Source organism: Variovorax sp. 05N34 (genome assembly GCF_056397405.1).
Genome location: NZ_JBFTNI010000009.1, coordinates 196,581 through 213,163, shown reverse-complemented (window position 1 = coordinate 213,163; position 16,583 = coordinate 196,581). Strand labels below are relative to the sequence as shown.

The following is a 16,583-nucleotide window of genomic DNA, read 5'->3' as shown; positions in this document are numbered from 1 at the left end:
ATGACAGGCGTGATGCCTCTCGCGCGGCGGCTGTTTTCGCGCAAGGTGGTGCTTGCCGCGGCGATCGTCCTGCTGTTGGTGGTCGGCGTCGCGGTGATCTACCCATGGCTCTCGGATGCGGATCCGGGCGCCATCGAGATCGGCGAGCGGCTGCGTGCGCCGTCGTGGACGCATTGGGCCGGCACCGACGAACTCGGCCGCGACGTCATGCTGCGCATCGTGCATGGCGCGCGCTATTCGTTGCTGATCGGCTTCGTGACGGCTGCGGGGGCGGTGCTCTTCGGCACGCTGCTGGGCATGCTCGCCGGCTTCTTTCCCCGGCTCGATGCGCCGCTGATGCGTGTGGTCGACGCCATGATGTCCTTCCCCGACATCCTGCTGGGCATTGCATTGGTGTCGATTCTCGGCGTGTCGCTGTGGAATGTGATGCTGGCGCTGGTCATCGTCTATACGCCGCGTGTGGCGCGTGTGGTGCGTGCAACGACGCTGGTGCTGCGCGAACTGCTCTTCGTCGATGCGGCGCGTGCGCTCGGCGTGCGCACGCCGCGCATCCTGCGCAAGCACATCCTGCCCAACCTCATGTCGCCGATCCTCGTGCAGGTGACCTTCATCTTTGCCTATGCCATCCTCGCCGAAGCAGGGCTCTCGTTTCTCGGCGTTGGTGTGCCGCCCGATATTCCCACGTGGGGCACGATGATCGCCGGCAGTCTTGATTACGCCGACAAGGCTTTCTGGACCATCTTCTGCCCCGGCCTTGCGATCGTGCTGACCGCGCTGTCGCTGCAGATGCTGGGGGACGGCGTGCGCGATTTGCTCGATCCAAAGCTGAGGAAAGCGACATGAGCGCCGCCAACATATCCGAGACGCCGCGCCTCCAAGTGCGCGGGCTTTCCACCTCCTTTGCAACAGAAGCCGGGCGCATCCAGAGCGTGGCCGACGTGAGCTTCTCCATCAGGCCTGGCGAAACGCTGGCACTGGTGGGCGAGTCGGGCTCGGGCAAGTCGGTCACCAGCCTGACGCTGATGGGCCTGCACGCCAAGACCTCGCACGCACAGGTACAAGGCGAGGCCTGGTTCGTGCGGCGCGATGGATTGCGCGTCGACCTGCTTGCCATTCCTGAGGCCGACAAACGCGCATTGCGGGGCAACGAGCTGGGGATGATCTTCCAGGAGCCGATGACGAGCCTCAATCCGGTGCTGACCATCGGAGAGCAGATCGCCGAGTCGGTGCGGCTGCATCTGAAGCTCGATCGCAGCGCCGCCTTTGCGCACGCGCGGCGCATGCTCGAACTGGTGGAAATCCCCGCCGCGGGCCAGCGTGTCAACGAGTATCCGCATCAGCTCTCCGGCGGCATGCGCCAGCGCGTGATGATTGCGTTGGCCATGGCGTGCAATCCGACGCTGCTGATCGCCGATGAGCCCACGACAGCACTCGACGTGACCATCCAGGCGCAAATCCTCGCGCTGATGGGGCGCTTGCAGAAAGAAACGGGGATGAGCATGCTCTTCGTCACGCACAACCTCGGCGTCGTTGCGCAGTATGCCGATGCGGTGGCGGTGATGTACGCGGGGCGGATCGTCGAATCCGCGCCGGTGCACGATCTCTTCGCGCGGCCGGACCATCCCTATACGCGCGGATTGTTGGCGTGCTTGCCGGGCGTGGCCCGGCGGCGTGGTGTGCCTGGAGCCTCGGCGGGGCGGCGTCCGCAGTTGGTGGCGATTCCGGGACAGGTCTCCAGCCCGTTCGCACCACCGCCCGGGTGTGCTTTTGCGCCGCGCTGCGCATTCCGCCAAGAGGCTTGCGATGCCCGCATGCCCCTGCTCGAATCGGCGGGCGGCCAGCGCATGGTTCGCTGCGTCGGATTCATCGAGGAGCAGGCCGCATGACGACCGCGACAAACGACAACCTGCTGGAGGTGCGCAACCTGCGCAAATACTTCGGCAAGGGCAGCCATCCCGTGCGCGCGGTCGATGACGTGAGCTTCAGCATCCGCAAGGGTGAGACGCTGGGACTGGTCGGCGAATCGGGCTCGGGCAAGAGCACCATCGGCCGCTTGCTGACTCGGCTCGTCGATCCGACAGGCGGGCAGATGCTCTACCAGCCGACGGGATCGGATGCGGCACCGCAGGATCTGGCGGGGATGTCGCAATCGCAGTTCAGGCCATTGCGCTCGAAGGTGCAGATCATCTTCCAGGACCCCTACGCGAGCCTCAATCCCCGCATGCGCATTCGCGACGTGCTGGCGGAAGCACTCGACACGCACGGGCTGGCCAAGGGCAGCGCACGCAAGGGGCGCATCGATCAACTGCTGCAGCAAGTGGGCTTGCGCCCCGAACATGCCGCACGCTTTCCGCACGAGTTCTCGGGCGGGCAGCGCCAGCGCATCGGTATTGCACGCGCTCTGGCGGTGGAACCGCAGTTCATCGTCGCGGACGAGCCGCTGTCCGCACTTGATGTGTCGATACAGGCGCAAGTGGTCAATCTGCTGGGCGAACTGAAGGAGCAACTCGGCCTCACGCTGCTCTTTATCTCGCATGACCTCGACGTTGTGGAGTACCTGTGCGACCGCGTGGTCGTGCTGTATCTCGGGCGGGTGATGGAGATCGCACCGACCGAGGCCCTTTATGCAAGTCCGCAGCATCCCTACACGCGTGCGCTGCTCGCAGCGGCGCCGATCCCTGATCCGGCGCAACGCCGGGTGGTGCCATTGCTGCAGGGCGATCTGCCGAGCCCTGCCAATCCGCCATCGGGCTGCGTCTTTCGCACGCGATGTCCGCTGGCGGAAGAGCGCTGCGCCGGTGCCGACATGCAATTGCGCGAAGTGCGGTCCGGACATTGGCACGCCTGCTGGCGCGACGACCTTTGAAGATGCCAGGAACAAACATGACAGAAGAACTGATCCTCGACCATCGAAGCAAGAGCTATCCGCTGCATGCCGCGCCCTGCCGCGCTGCTGACATCGGACAGAAGGGCTGGAACGTGCTGGCTGATGATCTGGCGTATCCGCTGGCAGTCATTCGCCGCTCGGCGCTCGCGCACAACATCGCCTGGATGCAGGACTACGCACGGCGCAAAGGCGTGACTCTCGCGCCGCACGGCAAGACCACCATGTCGCCCGAACTGTTCGCGCAACAACTTGCCGGAGGCGCGTGGGGACTGACCTTCGCCACCATCTACCAGCTTGCGGTCGGTGTCGAGGCCGGAGCGCGGCGCGCGATCATCGCCAACCAGGTCGTGTGCGATGCGGACCTCGACGGGCTGGAGATGCTGCTGGCCGGACGCGGCGATCTGCGCGTCTGGTTCCTTGTCGATTCGATTGCGCAACTGTCGCTGATCGAAGACTGGGCGAAGCGCCGCCAGAGCAGGCGTCGCTTCGATGTCCTTGTGGAGATCGGGATTCCGGGCCAGCGCACTGGCTGCCGCACGCTCGAAGAAGCGCTTGCACTCGCCGAGGCCATCTCGCGATCGCCCGCTGCGCAGTTGGGTGGAATCGAATGCTACGAAGGCGGCCTTGCCCGCTGCGACAGCGAACACGACGCGCGCGAAGTCACGGCGCTGGTCGAGCGTGTGCTCGAAGTGGCCCGCCGCTGCGACGCACAGAACCTGTTCCATGAAGACACGATGCTGCTTACCGCAGGCGGCTCAGCGGTGTTCGACCTGGTGGTGCCGCTGCTTCGCGCACAAGGCATGTCCCGGCCGGTGCAAGGCGTGTTGCGCTCCGGTTGCTATGTCACGCACGATGACGGCAACTACGCGCGCTTTCTGAAGCAGGTCGAGAAGCGCGAGGGCTTGGATAGCTCCTTGCGCGCCGCGCTTGAAGTGTGGGCCATCGTTCAATCGGTGCCGGAGCCCGGCTTGGCGCTCCTGACTTGCGGCCGGCGCGATATCTCCTATGACCTGGAGATGCCGATCCCCGTGCGCCATGCGCCGCGCGGGGCGCGAGTCGCGGCCGATGCGCCTGCAGGCTGGACAGTCAGCGCCCTCAACGATCAGCACGCCTACCTGCGCTTCGATCCGTCTCGCGCCGTACCGAAAGTAGGCGACCGGGTGGCGCTCGGCATCTCGCATCCTTGCACGACCTTCGACAAGTGGCGCTGGATGGCCCTCGTCGATGACGACATGGCGGTCACGGGCGCCATCAGCACTCGGTTCTGAAGGCCGCACTGCAATGAACAATCCGTCCGCTCAACTGTTGCAACGCCTGCGCGAACGCATGGCCGAGTTGCCGGCTGCGCAGCGCAGTGTCGTGCAGTGCGTGCTCGAAGACCCTCGCGCCGCCGTCGCAGCGACTGTCGAGCAACTCGCGCAGCAGGCGGGTGTTTCGATGCCGACCATCGTACGGACCTGCCGCAGCTTCGGATTTGAATCGGTGCGCGAATTCATGCTCGCGCTGGCGCAGGACCTTGCCGTGACCGGCTCGTACCTGCACCGCAGTGTGCTGGCGGAAGACAGCGCGGGCGACGTTGCGAGCAAGATCATTCACGCGGCCGTTTCGTCGTTGACCGAACTCGGCCGGCGCATCGATGTCGACGTTCTCGATCAGGTCGCGACACGACTCGCCGCTGCGCGACGCATCGATTGCTACTCGGTTGGCGCGGCGTCCACGTTCATGGCGAGCGAACTGCAAAGCCGGCTCTTTCGTCTGGGCTGCACGTCGAACGCAATCTTCGACGCGCACCAGCAGTTGGTGTCGGCAAGCACCTTGGGCCCGGACGGGGTCGCTTTCGTCATCTCGCACGTCGGGCGCATGCCCTACACCCTGGAGGCCGCGCGCTTCGCGCGTTCGCAGGGCGCTACGGTGGTCGCGCTGACGCAGCCTGGCACCCAACTGGCAGAGATTGCCGATCTTGTCCTTGCCGTGTCGGTGCCGCAGGATGCGGTGATGCGCGTGGGCACCGAGGCATACCTTGCGCATCTCGTGGTGATCGAGATACTGATGGTGCGGCTCGCGCAGAAGCTCGGTCCTGTCGCGACGCGCGGTCTGCAGCAATTCAAGCAGCTCCTTCACAAGCACGGCTTCGACAGCGCCGAATATTCCGGCGCGACCGAGACCTTCGACGACGAGAGATGATGACGCAAGACATTGGCAAATCGACCTTGCTCAAGAGCGGGCAGATCGTCGACGGCAGCGACAGCCCAGGCTGGCTCGGCGATGTGCTGCTGGTCGGTGACCGCATCGCATCGGTTGCTCCCCCCGGGGAAACGCCTCCAGACTTGCTTGCGAGCTTGCGCGTGGGCGGCACTGTTGAAGAAATCGACTGCAGCGGCATGGTCATCGCGCCAGGGTTCATCGACGTGCACACGCATGACGATGCAGCCGCGATCGAGAAGGCCGACATGCTGCCCAAGCTCTCGCAGGGCGTGACGACGGTCATCGTCGGCAACTGCGGCATTTCGCTCGCGCCTGTTGTGACCGATGAACCTTTGGCGCCGCTGTCTCTGTTGGGGCGCGAGCAGTTCCGCCACGGCACGATGCATGAATACGCCGACGCAGTGAACGCTGCGCGTCCGGGCGTCAATGTCGCCGCATTGCTCGGGCACACGGCGCTGCGCATGCGTCACATGGCCTCGCTCGACCGCCCGGCCAATGAGACTGAGCGCACTGCAATGGCAGCGAGCATGCAAGAGGCGATGGATGCGGGCGCCTTGGGGCTCTCGTCAGGCGTGTTCTACGCGGAAGCCTACGCCGCAGACGTCGATGAGCTTGTCGCGGTCGCCACGGTCGCTTCACGCAATGGCGGCGTCTACGCGACGCACATCCGCGACGAACTGGCAGGCATTCTTCCTGCGTTGCAAGAGGCGGCCCTGACGGCGCGCCAGTCCGGCTTGCCGTTGGTCATCTCCCACCACAAGTGCGCCGGCCCTGACAACTGGGGACGCACGCGCGAGACGCTGCCGCTCATCGAGCAACTCGCGCTCGGCCAGGAGATCGGCATGGATGTGTATCCCTACACGGCGGGCTCCACCGTGTTGCGCGAAGACCTGGTCGACGGGATCATCGACGTGCTGATCACCGGCAGTGAATCGCATCCCGAGATGGGCGGGCGCTACCTGGCCGACATTGCTTCTCAGTGGGGCGTTTCGCAGAAAGAGGCTGCTGTGAGGCTCAAGCCTGGCAATGCTTGCTACTTCCAGATGCGTGAAGACGATGTGCAGCGCGTCATGCTGCATCCGCTCTCGATGATCGGCTCCGATGGCTTGCCGCATGACGAGAGGCCGCATCCGCGCCTGTGGGGTGCGTTCCCGCGCGTGCTTGCGAGCTATTGGCGAGAAAAGGGCTTGCTGCGGCTCGAACAGGCGATCCACAAGATGACCGGCATGTCGGCATCGCGCTTTCGCATCGGCGAACGCGGCCTGCTGAAGGCGGGCTACATGGCGGATGTGGTGGTGTTCGATCCTCTGCGCATCAAGGATGGCGCGACATTCGAGCAGCCGCGCCAGTTCAGTGAAGGCATCGAGCGCGTGTGGGTCAACGGTATCTTGAGCTACACAGGAGTAGGGCGCGCGACAGGTGCGCGCGCGGGCCGCTTCGTCGCCCGTGCAAAGGCAGCTTGACGCCCCAGTGATGCCGCAGAGCTGACTTCGCCATCAGGGTTTGTCCTGCGGGGCATCGATTTCAATCATCATATGATAAGAATCGACAACGCCGGAAGGCTGGAGGGACGAACGCATGTCAGCCATCAATGCCGCCAACGAGACCGCTCGACCGGAACTGCTGGTGGTCGCTCCCTTGATGCCGTTTCTCATGGAGGCGCTGCGCCGTGACTACACAGTGCATGACCGCATCCATGTCAGCGACCCTGCCGCATTCGCAGGCGTCGCGCCGCGCATTCGCGGCGTGGTCGCCAACGGCGAAGCGAAGGTGCCGCGCGAGCTGATCGCGCAACTGCCCGCACTCGAGGTCATCTCGGTTTTCGGCGTCGGCTACGACGGCGTGGATGTTGCCGCCGCCCACGAGCGAGGCGTGCCTGTGACCAACACGCCCGAAGTGCTCAACGATGACGTGGCCGATCTCGCCATCGGGTTGCTGCTCGCCGTCGCGCGTCGCATCCCCCAGGCAGATCGCTTCGTGCGTGCCAATGAATGGCCTGCCGGCCCCATTTCGCTCAGCCGCAAAGTGACGGGCAGCCGTCTTGGCGTTGTGGGCATGGGGCGCATTGGCCAGGCGATCGCGCAGCGTGCGAGCGCCTTCAAGATGGAGATCGCCTACACCGCGCGTTCGCCTCGCGCCAATATCGGCTACACCTACTACCCCGACGCTGCCGCTCTGGCAGCGGCTGTTGATTTCCTGGTGGTGATCACGCCGGGCGGCGCAGGGACGCGAGGCATGATCGACGCGCGCGTTCTCGCGGCGCTGGGCTCCGAAGGCTATCTGATCAACGTTGCGCGCGGCAGCGTGGTCGACGAACCCGCATTGATCGAGGCACTGCGCAACAACGTGATTGCCGGCGCCGGGCTCGACGTCTTCGCGAACGAACCCAACGTGCCTGAAGCCTTGCGCAACATGCCCAACGTGGTGCTCACGCCGCACATCGGCAGCGCAACGAAGCAAACCCGCGAAGCCATGGGCAAGCTCACCTTCGACAACCTGCAAGCGCATTTCTCCGGTGCGCCGCTGCTGACGCCGGTGGACGCCTGAGGCAGCGAATGACCAAGAATACCCACGGCCGTACGCTGGACCTGCTGGGTGAGGCGATCGTCTCGCGCCGCTTTGCGATTGGTGCGCCGATGCCCGCCGAGCCGCTGCTGTGCGAGGAGTTCGGCGTCAGTCGCACGGTCGTGCGCGAAGCCGTGAAGTCCCTCGTTGCCAAGGGACTCATCGTGACCGGACCGAAGGTCGGCACGCGGGTGCTGCCCGACGACGAATGGAATTGGTTCGACCCCGACGTCATCACCTGGCAGGCCCGCGCGGGCCTCACGCCGGAGTTCCTGCGTGATCTTCAGGATCTGCGCCGCGTCGTCGAGCCTGCGGCCGTGCGGCTCGCTGCCGAGCGCGCAACGCCCGAAGACATCGAGGAGATCGAGATCGCCTATGCGGGCATGAAGGAAGCCGTGGAGTACGGCGGCGACTACGTGACCTTCGACCTGCGCTTTCATCACGGCTTGCTGCGCGCCGCACGCAATCGCATGCTCGCGCAGATGAGCAAGGCGCTGCATGCGTTGTTGCGCACCAGTTTCGAGATATCGACCATCAAGAAGGACGGCCCGGCGTTGTCGCTGCCGATGCATCGCGCCGTGCTCGACGCGGTCATCGCCCACAACCCCGCGCGCGCCGAGCGGGCCATCACCCGGCTGATCGAAGGCGCGCGCGAGGACATCGAAGAAGTTCTGCGCTCGCGACGCCGCCTGCCTCGGCTCGGTCGTCCACCACAGCGACTCAAGGCCACAGCCTGAGGCGCACCCGTTTCGCTTTCCAACCCGCGCTCGTGCATCGAGCAATCCCGTTCAAAGAAGGAGACAGCAGCATGAAGTTGAAGGCATTGATGATCCCCGCGCTGATGGCGATGGGCCTCGCGGTCGCCGGCCAGGCGTCGGCGCAGGAGACGCTCACCGTCTGGTGGGTCAAGGGCTTCTACAAGGCGGAAGACGAGGCGCTCTTCGCGGCCATCAAGAAGTTCGAGGAGAAGCACAAGGGGGTCAAGGTCGAGCTGTCCCAATATCCCGTGCAGGACATGATTCCGAAGACCGTGTCGGCCCTCGACTCGGGCAGCCCGCCCGATGTGGCCTATGCCGACGTCTATGACTTCCAGGTGACTGGCAAGTGGGCTTACGACAACAAGCTCGAAGACATCAGCAGCGTGCTCGCGCCCATGGTGAGCCGCTTTGCGCCCAACACGGTCGAGACCACGTTCCTTTACAACAACACGACGAAGTCGAAGGCCTACTACGCCTTCCCGATCAAACAGCAGACGATGCACATCAACTACTGGATCGACATGCTGGCCGATGCAGGCTTCAAGGAGTCGGACATTCCGACCACCTGGAAGGACTACTGGTCGTTCTGGTGCGAAAAGGTCCAGCCGGCGGTCCGCCAGAAGACGGGCAAGCGCCTCTTCGGCACCGGCATGCCCATGGGCGTTGATTCGAGTGATTCGTTCTACTCGTTCCTGACCTTCGCGGACGCCTACAACGTGAAGATGGTGAACGACAGCGGCAAGCTGCTGGTCGATGATCCTGCGGTGCGCACGGGCCTCATCAACGCCATGACCGATTACGTGGCGCCTTACCAGAAGGGCTGCACACCGCCATCGTCGACGAGCTGGAAGGACCCGGACAACAACGTCGCCTTCCACAACAAGACGACGGTGATGACGCACAACGCGACCATCTCGCTGCCGGCCAAGTGGCTCGACGACTCGAACAACGCGACGCTCACGCCTGAACAGCGCGAGGAAGCCAAGAAGAACTACTTCGAGCGCATCCGCACCGCCGGCTTTCCGACGAAGCCTGATGGCAGCAAGATGGTCTATCGCACTGCGGTGAAGACCGGCGTGGTGTTCAAGGACGGCAAGAACAAGCAGCGCGCGAAGGAGTTCGTGACTTTCCTGATGCAGGAAGAAAACCTCACGCCGTACGTCGAAGGCTCGCTCGGCCGTTGGTTCCCGGTGACCAAGGCGGGGCAGGCAAGCCCGTTCTGGCAGGCCGATTCGCATCGCAAGTCGGTCTACAACCAGTACGCTGCCGGCACGGTGACTTTCGAATTCACGAAGAACTACAAGTTCACCATCCTGAACAACGAAAACGTGTGGGCCAAGGCGATGAACCGCATCGTGAGTGACAAGGTGCCGGTGGACAAGGCGGTCGACGAGATGATCGAGCGCATCAAGACCGTCGCTCAATAATCAACACTGCAATACTGATCGGCGGTTGCCATGAGTTCCACTGCAACAAGCATCGTGACCAATGCTGCTGGCGCCGCCGCAACGCCTGCCTCGAAAACCGGGCGCTGGCAGTTCTGGGGGCGGATGATGGTCGTCCCCTACCTGCTGGTGTTCCTGGTCTTCGTTCTCTATCCGGTGTGCTATGGCCTGTGGCTGGCACGCCATCCGCAAAGCTACGAGCACCTGGTGGCCGATCCGATCTTCTTCAGGTCGGTCATCAACACCATCATCTTCCTGGTCGTCGCCATCAATCTCAAGATGGTGGTGGCGCTGGTGCTCTCGGGCTTCTTCGTGCAGTCGCGCTGGTGGATCAAGATTCTTTCGGGGATCTTCATCCTGCCGTGGGCCGTGCCGTCGATCCCGACCATTCTTTCGGTGCGGTTCATGCTCAACCCCGAGTGGGGCGTGATCAACACCACCATCTTTCGCCTGACGGGGCTCGACGGGCCCAACTGGCTGAACGACCCGACGCTGGCGCTCAGCTTCGCGATGCTGATGCACATCTGGAAGTCGCTGCCCTTCTGGACGCTGATCCTGGTCGCGGGGCGCCTTTCGATACCGACGGAGCAGTACGAGGCTGCATCGGTCGACGGCGCAACGTCGTGGCAGAAGTTCAAGTTCATCAGCTGGCCGGCGCTGCGCACGTTGTATGTCACGTCGCTGATCCTGTCGATGATCTGGACGCTGGGCGATTTCAACAGCGTCTATCTGCTGACTGGCGGAGGGCCCGCGGACTTGACGCACGTGCTTGCGACGCTGGGCATCCGGTATTTGCGGCTCGACCAAGTCGACTTGTCCATGGCATCGATCGTCGTCGCAATGCCCTTGGTACTGCCCCTTGTCTACTTCATGATGAAGAGGCTGTCGAAATGAACACTTGGAGGGCGAAATGAAACGCTGGACGCTCAAGTCCGTCGGCACCGAGGCCAAGCTCCTGCTGATCGGCATTCCCGTTCTTCTGTGGACGATCATCCCCATCTATCACATGGTGCTGTTCGCGATCTCGCCGCGCGGCGAGGCCACGTCCGGGCACCTGTGGCCCAAGTCGCCCACGCTGGACAACTTCAGCACCGTCTTTCATCAGAGGCACTTCTATCTGGACCACTTCTGGCTGCAGCTCGGCAATTCCGTGCTGATCGCCGTTGCGGTCGGCGCACTTACCCTGTTCGTCGCGACCACCTCGGCCTTCGCCATCAGCCGGTTGCGCGTCAAGGGAGGGCGCACGGTGATGAACATGGCGCTCTTCACGTACTTCATCCCTGCAGCCTTCCTCGCAGTGCCGATGTACAAGACGATGGGCAACTATGGGCTGCTCAACAGCCAGTGGTCGTTGATCCTCGCGATGGTGACCATCGCGTCGCCGTACTGCATCTGGGTGCTCAAGCAGGCTTCGGACAAGCTGCCGTATGAACTCGACGAAGCCGCGCGCATGGACGGCGCATCGCCCCTGCAGCTCTTCCGGATGGTGTACCTGCCGCTGATGGTGCCCTCGCTCGTCGCAGTTGGCACCTATGCACTGCTGCTGGCCTGGAACGAATACCTCTATGCCTTCTTGCTGCTGTCGAACGACCGGAGCGTGACGCTCGCGGTGGCGCTCGGCAACTTCCTTGCGGCCGATGATTCCCCTTGGGAACTGCTGATGGCCACCGGCCTGATCTATGCGCTGCCTCCCGCTGCGATCTACTACACCTTCAAACGCTACATGGTCGGCGGCATTACCGCCGGTGCCGTCAAGAGCTAAGGGAAAGACAACAACATGGCTTCAGTCACTTTTCAGAACGTCCAAAAGTCATACGGCAAGACGCGGATCATCGAGCGGCTCGGTTTCGAGATCGAGGATGGGGAGTTCGTCGTGCTGGTCGGTCCGTCCGGCTGCGGCAAGTCGACGCTGCTGCGCATGCTTGCAGGGCTGGAAGACATCTCCGGCGGCGAGATCATGATCGACGGCCGTGTGGTCAACGAACTCGAATCGAAGGACCGCGACATCGCGATGGTGTTCCAGAGCTACGCGCTCTATCCGCACATGACCGTCGGCGAAAACATGGGCTTCAGCCTTCGGCTTCGCAATGCCGACAAGGGCGTGACAGAGAAACGCGTGGCGGATGCGGCGAAGATCCTCAACCTTGACAAACTGCTCGGACGCTACCCCCGAGAGCTGTCGGGCGGCCAGCGGCAACGCGTCGCCATGGGGCGCGCGATTGTGCGCGACCCGAAGGTGTTTCTCTTTGATGAGCCGTTGTCCAATCTCGACGCCAAGCTGCGCGTCGCGATGCGCGCCGAAATCAAGGCGCTGCATCAACGCCTGAAGACGACGACTGTGTACGTCACGCATGACCAGATCGAGGCGATGACGATGGCCGATCGCATCGTCGTCATGCACGACGGCGCGGTCGAGCAGATCGGCACGCCGCTCGAACTCTACGACCGGCCCGACAACCTCTTCGTCGCGCAGTTCATCGGATCACCGGCAATGAACGTGATCGAAGGAACCGTGAGGCGCAGCAACGGACACTGCGCCTTCGAGGCGCATGGTGCGATGTGGCCGATGCCTGCGGGTGCTTTGGCGGCAGACGGGAAGGCCGTGCACTACGGCGTTCGGCCGGGAGACATGACGCTGTCGGATGTCGCGAATGGCGTGCCGGCGAAGGTGGTCGTGGTGGAGCCGACCGGTGCGGAGACTGAGTTGCTTGTTGAAGTGGGTGAAGCGAAGATCACGCTCGCCATTCATGGGCGGGTGGATGCCGAGCCTGATCAGATGGTCGGGCTCGTGATTGCGAGCGAAAGCGTGCATCTGTTTGACCGGGAGAGCGGGAAGCGGTTGGGGTGAAGGCCTCTCCGGTGGTGCCTGGACGGCAGTCTCATTGAAAAAGGGCGCCTTGGCGCCCTTTTCTGATGAATGGTCGAACTCAGCGACCGGATGAGCGGCCACCGCCGTAGCCGCCGCCACCGCCGTACCCGCCGCCGGAGCGACCACCGCCGCCGCCGCCTGAACGGCCGCCACCGGAACGGTTGCCGCCGTAGCCGCCACCGCCGCCGCCGCCGCCACGGCGGCCGCGGCCGCCAAGGCTGTCGACGCTGGTGCGCAACGGATCAGGCTGGCCTGCGGCACCGCCGACTGCTTCTGCACGCAGGTGCGCGACCGCATCCGCTTGCGTTGGGCTGTGGCTGTTGCCGTGATGGCGCGGCTGGCGTTCCTCGTGATGATCGTGCGCGTGATGGTGCGTCGGCGCGTGGTGCGGCGCGCGCGCCGGTCCTTGCGGCCCACGTGCCGGACCTTGGCCGCGGCCGCCCTGGCCACGAGCGCCTTGACCTTGCCCACCGCCGTTGCGCCCGGCAGGAGCGCCCTGGCCTTGGCCGTTACCAGCGCCGCGGCGCTGACCACCGCCAATGCCGCCGCCGTTGCCGCCGCCGCTGCGTTCGCCTTGGCCGCCCTTGTTCTCGCGAATGCGTTGCATCATTTCCTGGCGCGCCGCCTTGGCCGCGGCCTGCATCACTTCACGGCTCGGCGGGCGACCGGCGCCGCCCCAGATCGTCTGACGACCCATTGCGATCGGCTCGGCGCGCTCGCCTTCTTCAGGGCCGAAACCTTCGATCGGCTTGACCGGAATCTGCTGCTTCGTGAAGCGCTCGATTTCCTGCATGAAACCTTCTTCATCGAGGCAGACCAGGCTCACAGCCTCGCCGCTCGCCCCCGCGCGGCCGGTGCGGCCGATGCGGTGGACGTAGTCTTCGCTGACGTTGGGGATTTCGTAGTTGACGACGTGCGGCAGCTCGTCGATGTCGATGCCGCGCGCCGCGATGTCGGTCGCGACCAAGGCGCGGATCTCGCCGCTCTTGAAGCCGGCGAGTGCCTGGGTGCGTGCGCTCTGGCTCTTGTTGCCGTGCAACGCCATCGCCTGGATGCCGTTCTTGGTCAGGAACTCAGCCACGCTGTTGGCGCCGAACTTGGTGCGTGTGAATACGAGCACCTGACTCCAGTTGTGCTCGTTGATGATGTGCGCGAGGATCGCCTTCTTCTTCGTGCGGCCCACTGGGTGGATCACCTGGGTGATGCGCTGCACGGTCGTGTTGCGCGGCGTGACCTGGATGCTCTGCGGATTCTTCAGCAGCGTTGCGGCGAGGTCGCGGATCTCGTCGCTGAAAGTGGCCGAAAAGAGCAGGCTTTGCTTTTCCTTGGGCACCAGTGCGAGGATTTTCTTGACGTCGTGGATGAAGCCCATGTCTAGCATGCGGTCGGCTTCATCGAGCACCAGCATCTGCACGGTCGAAAGATCAAGCATGCCTTGCTGCTGCAGGTCGAGCAGGCGGCCGGGCGTTGCGACCAGGATGTCGACACCGCTCTTGAGCTTGCTGATCTGCGGGTTCATGCCGACGCCTCCGAAGATCACGGTCGAGCTGAGCTGAAGGTACTTGCCGTAGGTGCGAACTGATTCTTCGACCTGGGCTGCGAGTTCACGCGTGGGTGTCAGCACGAGGGCGCGGATGCCTGTGCCGCCGAACTTGTTGGTGGCGCTGCGGCTCATGGTGAGCTTGTGCAGCAGGGGGAGGGTGAAGGCAGCGGTCTTGCCGGTGCCGGTCTGGGCGCCGCCCAGAAGGTCATGGCCGTCGAGGACGGCGGGAATCGCTTGCGCCTGGATCGGCGTGGGATTTTCGTAGCCTTGCTCATGCACGGCTTTCAAGATGGCCGGAGCCAGCTTCAGTTCATCAAAGTTCATTGAGTTCAATAAGCGCCCTACACGGCGCAGTGGTATCCGCCCGCTCGGTCGTCACGTTGACGTCGAGCCAGTAAAGGCGGATGAAGGTCAGGAGTGGGAGCCTGAAAGCCCGCCCTTTGTCGAGGGAATGGCCTTCTTCGTCCCCGGCGGAGAGCCGGTGTTGCGGGCAACTGGACCCGGCAACAGACGCGATTGTCGCATGAGTCGATAATCGATGTTCGGCGCGCCGTTTCTCGGTGAACGCAATCCCTCCCACTTTCTGAAATGCAAGCAATCTGATGGCCCAGTACGTCTACACAATGAACAAGGTCAGCAAGACCGTGCCGCCCAAGCGGCAGATCTTGAAGGACATCTCGCTTTCGTTTTTTCCCGGCGCCAAGATCGGCGTGCTGGGCCTGAACGGCTCTGGCAAGTCTTCCCTGCTGAAGATCATGGCCGGCATAGACAAGGAAATCGAGGGCGAAGCCCTGCCGATGCCCGGTCTCACGATCGGCTATCTCGAACAGGAACCCAAGCTCAACCCGGCGCACAGCGTGCGCGAATCCGTCGAGGAAGCCATGGGTGCGGTCTATGCCGCCAAGGCGCGCCTCGAAGAGGTGTACGTGGCCTACGGCGCCGAAGATGCGGATTTCGACGCACTTGCGGCTGAACAGGCCGAGTTGGAAGCCATCATCGCCACCGCCGGCACGGATTCGGAGCACCAGCTCGAAATCGCTGCCGATGCGCTGCGTCTGCCGCCGTGGGACGCCAACATCGGCGTGCTGTCGGGCGGCGAAAAGCGCCGCGTCGCGCTGTGCCGCCTGCTGCTGAGCAAGCCCGACATGCTGCTGCTCGACGAGCCGACCAACCACCTGGACGCCGAATCCGTCGAGTGGCTGGAAGTGTTCCTGCAGCGTTTTCCGGGCACCGTGGTGGCCATTACCCACGATCGCTACTTCCTCGACAACGCCGCCGAATGGATTCTCGAACTCGACCGTGGCCGCGGCATTCCATGGAAGGGCAACTACAGCACCTGGCTCGAGCAGAAGGGCGAACGCCTGGCGCAGGAGCAGAAGAGCGAAGAAGCCCACGCCAAGGCCCTGAAGAAGGAACTTGAGTGGTCGCGCCAGAACCCCAAGGCGCGGCAGGCCAAGAGCAAGTCCCGCCTTGCCCGGTTCGAGGAACTGAGCGACTTCGAATACCAGAAGCGCAATGAAACGCAGGAAATCTTCATTCCTGTGGCGGAGCGTCTGGGCAACCAGGTGATCGAGTTCAAGAACGTCACCAAATCCTTTGGCGATCGGGTGCTGATCGACAACCTGAGCTTCGAGATTCCCGCCGGCGCGATCGTCGGCATCATCGGCCCGAACGGCGCCGGCAAGTCGACGCTCTTCAAGCTCATCGCCGGCAAGGAAAAGCCGGACGCGGGCGAGGTGGTCATCGGGCAGACCGTCAAGATGGCGTTCGTCGACCAGAACCGCGATGCACTCGGGAACGAGAAGACCGTTTGGGAAGACATCTCGAACGGCCTGGACATCATCAACGTCGGCAAGTTCCAGATGCCGAGCCGTGCGTATGCGGGGCGCTTCAATTTCAACGGTGCGGACCAGCAGAAGAAGGTTGGCACGCTTTCCGGCGGTGAACGCGGGCGGCTGCACCTGGCAAAGACGCTCATCGCGGGCGGCAACGTGCTGATGCTGGACGAACCGTCGAACGACTTGGACGTCGAAACGCTTCGCGCGCTGGAAGACGCGCTGCTCGAATTCGCGGGCTCGGTGCTGGTGATCAGCCACGATCGCTGGTTCCTCGACCGCATCGCGACGCACATCCTGGCCGCTGAAGGCGATAGCCAGTGGACTTTCTTCAACGGCAACTATCAGGAATACGAAGCCGACAAGAAAAAGCGACTCGGCGAAGAGGGTGCCAAGCCGCACCGGATGCGCTTCAAGGCGCTCAAGTAGTAGAGTCTTGGCGTCGGCGGTGCCGGTCGGCACCGCGGTCTCAATCG

General features: G+C 63.7%; 14 protein-coding genes. 13 read left to right on the top strand and 1 reads right to left on the bottom strand.

The features are described 5' to 3' along the window. Positions 1–12: 12 nt before the first annotated feature. The 12 genes from AC1DMA_RS23810 to AC1DMA_RS23755 all read left to right on the top strand — a co-directional run bounded on the left by AC1DMA_RS23810 (position 13) and on the right by AC1DMA_RS23755 (position 12,708). Positions 13–843, top strand: a complete 831-nt coding sequence (locus AC1DMA_RS23810) for an ABC transporter permease (protein ID WP_478127087.1) — start codon at positions 13–15, stop codon at positions 841–843. Then, entirely contained in the window at positions 840–1,886 is a 1,047-nt protein-coding gene (locus AC1DMA_RS23805) for an ABC transporter ATP-binding protein (protein WP_478145688.1), read from the top strand. Before AC1DMA_RS23810 ends, AC1DMA_RS23805 begins: the two co-directional genes overlap by 4 nt. After that, complete coding sequence (locus AC1DMA_RS23800; protein ID WP_478145687.1) at positions 1,883–2,866, top strand: ABC transporter ATP-binding protein; 984 nt, start codon at positions 1,883–1,885, stop codon at positions 2,864–2,866. Before AC1DMA_RS23805 ends, AC1DMA_RS23800 begins: the two co-directional genes overlap by 4 nt. Before the next feature lie 17 nt (positions 2,867–2,883). Then, positions 2,884–4,155 (top strand): amino acid deaminase, encoded by a 1,272-nt coding sequence (locus AC1DMA_RS23795; RefSeq protein WP_478145686.1) that lies wholly within the window; start codon positions 2,884–2,886, stop codon positions 4,153–4,155. A 13-nt stretch (positions 4,156–4,168) separates the two neighbouring features. Continuing rightward, positions 4,169–5,071 carry a MurR/RpiR family transcriptional regulator gene (locus AC1DMA_RS23790; protein WP_478126961.1) on the top strand — a complete coding sequence of 301 codons (903 nt, stop codon included), beginning with the start codon at positions 4,169–4,171 and terminating at the stop codon, positions 5,069–5,071. After that, positions 5,071–6,555: an N-acyl-D-amino-acid deacylase family protein gene (locus AC1DMA_RS23785; RefSeq protein ID WP_478145685.1), complete on the top strand. Its 1,485-nt coding sequence runs from the start codon at positions 5,071–5,073 to the stop codon at positions 6,553–6,555. Before AC1DMA_RS23790 ends, AC1DMA_RS23785 begins: the two co-directional genes overlap by 1 nt. A gap of 115 nt (positions 6,556–6,670) precedes the next feature. Beyond that, entirely contained in the window at positions 6,671–7,639 is a 969-nt protein-coding gene (locus AC1DMA_RS23780) for a 2-hydroxyacid dehydrogenase (protein WP_478145684.1), read from the top strand. Positions 7,640–7,647: 8 nt separating this feature from the next. After that, positions 7,648–8,394, top strand: coding sequence for a FadR/GntR family transcriptional regulator (locus AC1DMA_RS23775; RefSeq protein ID WP_478126958.1), 747 nt, complete (start codon positions 7,648–7,650; stop codon positions 8,392–8,394). A gap of 71 nt (positions 8,395–8,465) precedes the next feature. Further along, the gene (locus AC1DMA_RS23770) at positions 8,466–9,842 is read left to right on the top strand and encodes an ABC transporter substrate-binding protein (protein ID WP_478126957.1); all 1,377 of its coding nucleotides are present in this window, start codon (positions 8,466–8,468) and stop codon (positions 9,840–9,842) included. A 30-nt stretch (positions 9,843–9,872) separates the two neighbouring features. Beyond that, positions 9,873–10,754, top strand: a complete 882-nt coding sequence (locus tag AC1DMA_RS23765; protein WP_478126956.1) for a carbohydrate ABC transporter permease — start codon at positions 9,873–9,875, stop codon at positions 10,752–10,754. A 16-nt stretch (positions 10,755–10,770) separates the two neighbouring features. Beyond that, positions 10,771–11,622 (top strand): carbohydrate ABC transporter permease, encoded by an 852-nt coding sequence (locus tag AC1DMA_RS23760; protein WP_478126955.1) that lies wholly within the window; start codon positions 10,771–10,773, stop codon positions 11,620–11,622. A 15-nt stretch (positions 11,623–11,637) separates the two neighbouring features. After that, positions 11,638–12,708 carry an ABC transporter ATP-binding protein gene (locus AC1DMA_RS23755; protein WP_478145683.1) on the top strand — a complete coding sequence of 357 codons (1,071 nt, stop codon included), beginning with the start codon at positions 11,638–11,640 and terminating at the stop codon, positions 12,706–12,708. Positions 12,709–12,787: 79 nt separating this feature from the next. Here the strand turns inward: AC1DMA_RS23755 and AC1DMA_RS23750 are convergent, their stop codons facing one another. Then, positions 12,788–14,596: a DEAD/DEAH box helicase gene (locus AC1DMA_RS23750; RefSeq protein ID WP_478126953.1), complete on the bottom strand. Its 1,809-nt coding sequence runs from the start codon at positions 14,594–14,596 to the stop codon at positions 12,788–12,790. 278 nt (positions 14,597–14,874) lie between these two features. On the opposite strand from AC1DMA_RS23750, the gene ettA reads away from it, so the two are divergent. Further along, on the top strand, positions 14,875–16,536 hold the full coding sequence (ettA, locus tag AC1DMA_RS23745; RefSeq protein WP_478126952.1) for an energy-dependent translational throttle protein EttA: 1,662 nt from the start codon (positions 14,875–14,877) through the stop codon (positions 16,534–16,536). Positions 16,537–16,583 lie beyond the last annotated feature (47 nt).

Bases quoted from the DNA above. Each gene is read 5' to 3' on its own strand.
- AC1DMA_RS23770 (WP_478126957.1), top strand. From the start codon at position 8,466: ATGAAGTTGAAGGCATTGATGATCCCCGCGCTGATGGCGATGGGCCTC.
- AC1DMA_RS23805 (WP_478145688.1), top strand. From the start codon at position 840: ATGAGCGCCGCCAACATATCCGAGACGCCGCGCCTCCAAGTGCGCGGG.
- AC1DMA_RS23750 (WP_478126953.1), bottom strand. From the start codon at position 14,596: ATGAACTTTGATGAACTGAAGCTGGCTCCGGCCATCTTGAAAGCCGTG.
- AC1DMA_RS23765 (WP_478126956.1), top strand. From the start codon at position 9,873: ATGAGTTCCACTGCAACAAGCATCGTGACCAATGCTGCTGGCGCCGCC.
- AC1DMA_RS23790 (WP_478126961.1), top strand. From the start codon at position 4,169: ATGAACAATCCGTCCGCTCAACTGTTGCAACGCCTGCGCGAACGCATG.
- AC1DMA_RS23795 (WP_478145686.1), top strand. From the start codon at position 2,884: ATGACAGAAGAACTGATCCTCGACCATCGAAGCAAGAGCTATCCGCTG.
- AC1DMA_RS23755 (WP_478145683.1), top strand. From the start codon at position 11,638: ATGGCTTCAGTCACTTTTCAGAACGTCCAAAAGTCATACGGCAAGACG.
- AC1DMA_RS23810 (WP_478127087.1), top strand. From the start codon at position 13: ATGCCTCTCGCGCGGCGGCTGTTTTCGCGCAAGGTGGTGCTTGCCGCG.
- AC1DMA_RS23775 (WP_478126958.1), top strand. From the start codon at position 7,648: ATGACCAAGAATACCCACGGCCGTACGCTGGACCTGCTGGGTGAGGCG.
- AC1DMA_RS23760 (WP_478126955.1), top strand. From the start codon at position 10,771: ATGAAACGCTGGACGCTCAAGTCCGTCGGCACCGAGGCCAAGCTCCTG.
- AC1DMA_RS23780 (WP_478145684.1), top strand. From the start codon at position 6,671: ATGTCAGCCATCAATGCCGCCAACGAGACCGCTCGACCGGAACTGCTG.
- ettA (WP_478126952.1), top strand. From the start codon at position 14,875: ATGGCCCAGTACGTCTACACAATGAACAAGGTCAGCAAGACCGTGCCG.
- AC1DMA_RS23800 (WP_478145687.1), top strand. From the start codon at position 1,883: ATGACGACCGCGACAAACGACAACCTGCTGGAGGTGCGCAACCTGCGC.
- AC1DMA_RS23785 (WP_478145685.1), top strand. From the start codon at position 5,071: ATGACGCAAGACATTGGCAAATCGACCTTGCTCAAGAGCGGGCAGATC.